Source organism: Mesorhizobium sp. P3_A9, from assembly GCF_056402975.1.
The window spans coordinates 1-3,133 of the sequence record NZ_JBFUGJ010000515.1 but is presented as its reverse complement, the minus strand read 5'-3'; the positions used below and the strand labels follow the sequence as shown (position 1 = coordinate 3,133).

The window sequence follows — 3,133 nt, the reverse complement described above, 5'->3', positions numbered from 1 at the left end:
GCGTACCAAAGAATGTTGGAAGCAAGCCTCTTAGTTCCCACCCCTCAAGGCACCCAAGATACCTAACTATTGAATTTTTAAAAGTATTAGTAAAGTGATACGTGAAAAATTTGAGGGACTGCTGCCGCATATGCTGCCGCCAGCGTGTGCGGCGAGAGATGCAATCGTCTGGCTGCCGAAAGTGAAAACCGGCAGTTCCCGACATGCCCTTGACACTTTACGCACGCCTTCATAAGTGAGTGATCACTCACTCAACTCGGTTCCAGCATGGCCCGCCCCCTCAGCGAAGAAAAGCGCGACGCAATCCTGGCATCCGCCACCACCCTGGTGTCGACGCTGGGCACCGGCGCGGCCACGGCAAAGATCGCCAGGGATGCCGGCCTCTCCGAAGGCACGCTCTTCAACTACTTCGCCAACAAGGATGAGCTGCTCAACCAGCTCTACCTCGAGATCAAGGCCGACCTCGGCAAGGCCTTGCTGACGTCGTACCCGTCGCAAGCCAGCCTGCGCGAGCGCAGCCGCCACGTCTGGAACAACTTCATCGACTGGGGAGCGGAATATCAAATGAAGCGCAAGGCCATGCGCCAGCTCGGTGTTTCCGAGCGGATCACGGAGCAGAGCAGGCAGCAGGGCAACGCGGCCTTCGGCGACATCAATGAGATGATCGAGGAAAGCCTTGTCGACGGCGGGCTGAAGGACTGCTCGATGAGCTTTGCCGGAGGCATATTCGAAGCGCTCGCCGAGACGACGCTCGAATTCATCGCCCGCGATCCGGGGCGACGCGAACATTACAAGCAGTCCGGCTTCGCGTTCTTCTGGAACGGCATCTCGAAGTAACAACCGCCACCTCAGCCAGCGCGGATCACCGAAAACCAACCATCAATCCAACTTCAAAAATGAGTGCCTACTCACTCTTTTATTTACAACCCTCTGAAAGGACAAGACAATGCCAAAAATCTGGCTGATTACCGGCAGCGCCCGCGGACTCGGGCGCGATATTACCGAGGCGGCCCTTGCCGCCGGCGACAGCGTCGTGGCGACGGCCCGCGATATCGGCCGCCTCGCCGATCTCGAAAGCCGCCACCCCGGGCAACTGCACAGCTTTGCGCTCGACGTCACCGACGCCAGCGCCGCGCGGGCCGCGGTGGACTTTGCGGTGGAAACGTTCGGCCGCCTGGACGTTCTCGTCAACAATGCCGGCTTCGGCCATATCAGCCCCTTCGAGCAGACCGAAGAGGCCGATTTCCGGGCCCAGATCGACACCAATCTCTACGGCGTCGTCAACCTCACCCGCGCCGCGATCCCGGCCATGCGTTCGCAGCGTTCGGGCCACATCATCAACATCTCCTCGGTCGGCGGCCGCGTCGGCACGGCGGGGCTGAGCGCCTACCAGGCGGCCAAATGGGCGGTGGGCGGCTTCACCGAAGTGCTGGCGCTGGAACTCGCGCCTTTCGGCGTCAAGATCATCGCGATCGAGCCGGGCGGCATGCGCACCGACTGGGGCACCACCGCCATGGCCAACGCTCCCGCGCTGCTGCCCGATTATGAGCCGAGCGTCGGCGCCATTCTCGGGATGCTCAAGGCCTATGCCGGCAATGCCATCGGTGACCCTAAAAAGGTGGCCGGCGTCGTCGTCGATCTCACCACGCATGACACGCTGCCCGTCCACCTGATCCTCGGCAGCGACGCCTTGCATGTGTTTGGCCAGGCGGAAGCGGCGCGCCAGCAGGCGGCGAAGGAGTGGGCGCCGGTCAGCACCTCCATCGATATCGCGGGCGTCGACCTGTCGTTCCTGTCGCAGGAAAGCCAGTCATGAGCACCTGGACCACGCACGACATCGCGCCCCAGCAGGGACGCAAGGTGGTCATCACTGGCGCCACGGGCGGCCTCGGCTACGAGACCGCGCTGGCGCTGGCAAAGGCCGGCGCGGACGTGCTGATGACCGGACGCAACGAAGCCAAGGGCAAGGATGCGCTGAGCCTCGTCCGGGCCGCCATTCCCGGCGCCACCGTGCGCTACGCCCATCTCGACCTCGCCGACCTCGCCTCGATCGAAGCCTTCGCTAGCCAGCTTGCCGGCGAATGGGAGGCGATCGACCTGCTGGTCAACAATGCCGGCGTGATGACCCCGCCGACCCGCCACGAAACCGCCGACGGTTTCGAATTGCAGTTCGGCACCAACTATCTCGGCCATTTCGCCCTGACCGGACGCCTGTTGCCTATGCTGCGCAAGGGGCAGAAGACGCGCATCGTCAATCTCAGTAGCGGCGCCCACCGCATCCAGGCGGCGATCCATTTCGACGATTTGCAATGGCGGCAGCGCTACCGGCCCTGGGCCGCCTATGCGCAGTCCAAGCTCGCCATGATCCTGTTCGCCTTCGAACTGCAGCGCCGCAGCGATGCCAATGGCTGGGGATTGCTCAGCAACGCCGCACATCCCGGCTACGCCCTCACCGACCTGCAGACCAGCGGCCCGCGCATGGGCCGCGACGGCCGGTCGTCGCCATTCGACTGGCTTGGCGTGCTGCTGGCGCCTGTTCTGTCCCAGTCCGCCTCCGAGGGCGCACTGCCGACGCTGTTCGCCGCAACGGCGCCGGATGCCAAACCGGGCGGCTATTACGGCCCGCAAGGCCTGTTCGAAATGAAGGGCGCGGTCGGCGAGGCCAGGATCGGCAGGCACGCGCAGGACAGAGCTGTCGCCGCAAGGCTGTGGGATGTGTCGCAGGATTTGACCGGTGTGACGTGGCCGGATGCGCTTGATGGAACTGCCCGCTGAGGACGCGCAACCAGGCGCGGCTCAGCTCATCAGCCAGCCCCCGGCCCGGTCGAGAAACGCGTCGCGCTGCCCGACCGCCGCCGGTGTGCCCAGCCCGAACGCCGCCGTCAGCGTCGCGATGTTGGACGCGATGAGATCGGCGAAGCGCTTCATGTTTCGCTTGGCGAGGCCGTCCAATTGCCGCGCCAACGACCCTGCTACATCGGCCGTGTAGCCCGCCCGCATGCGCTTTCGTGCAGCGGCACTATCGATGCCGAGCGCCTGCAGGAAGGCTGAAAAGTCGGCGGCGGAAATTGCTTCCAACCGATCCGCCGAACCGATCCTGAAGGCAAGCTCATCGGTCAGGTTGGTGTCGAGC

3 protein-coding genes and 1 pseudogene are annotated in these 3,133 nt (G+C 64.0%); 3 read left to right on the top strand and 1 reads right to left on the bottom strand.

What is annotated here, in order from left to right:
* Positions 1-267 precede the first annotated feature (267 nt).
* The 3 genes from AC1DX0_RS33620 to AC1DX0_RS33610 all read left to right on the top strand — a co-directional run bounded on the left by AC1DX0_RS33620 (position 268) and on the right by AC1DX0_RS33610 (position 2,775).
* Complete coding sequence (locus AC1DX0_RS33620; protein ID WP_477224315.1) at positions 268-837, top strand: TetR/AcrR family transcriptional regulator; 570 nt, start codon at positions 268-270, stop codon at positions 835-837.
* 109 nt (positions 838-946) lie between these two features.
* Positions 947-1,816, top strand: coding sequence for an SDR family NAD(P)-dependent oxidoreductase (locus AC1DX0_RS33615; protein WP_477224314.1), 870 nt, complete (start codon positions 947-949; stop codon positions 1,814-1,816).
* Positions 1,813-2,775, top strand: coding sequence for an SDR family oxidoreductase (locus AC1DX0_RS33610; RefSeq protein ID WP_477224313.1), 963 nt, complete (start codon positions 1,813-1,815; stop codon positions 2,773-2,775). The genes AC1DX0_RS33615 and AC1DX0_RS33610 overlap by 4 nt, the downstream gene beginning before the upstream one ends.
* A gap of 21 nt (positions 2,776-2,796) precedes the next feature.
* Here AC1DX0_RS33610 and AC1DX0_RS33605 read toward each other — a convergent pair.
* Positions 2,797-3,133, bottom strand: a pseudogene (locus AC1DX0_RS33605) (type II toxin-antitoxin system HipA family toxin); the annotation flags it as partial.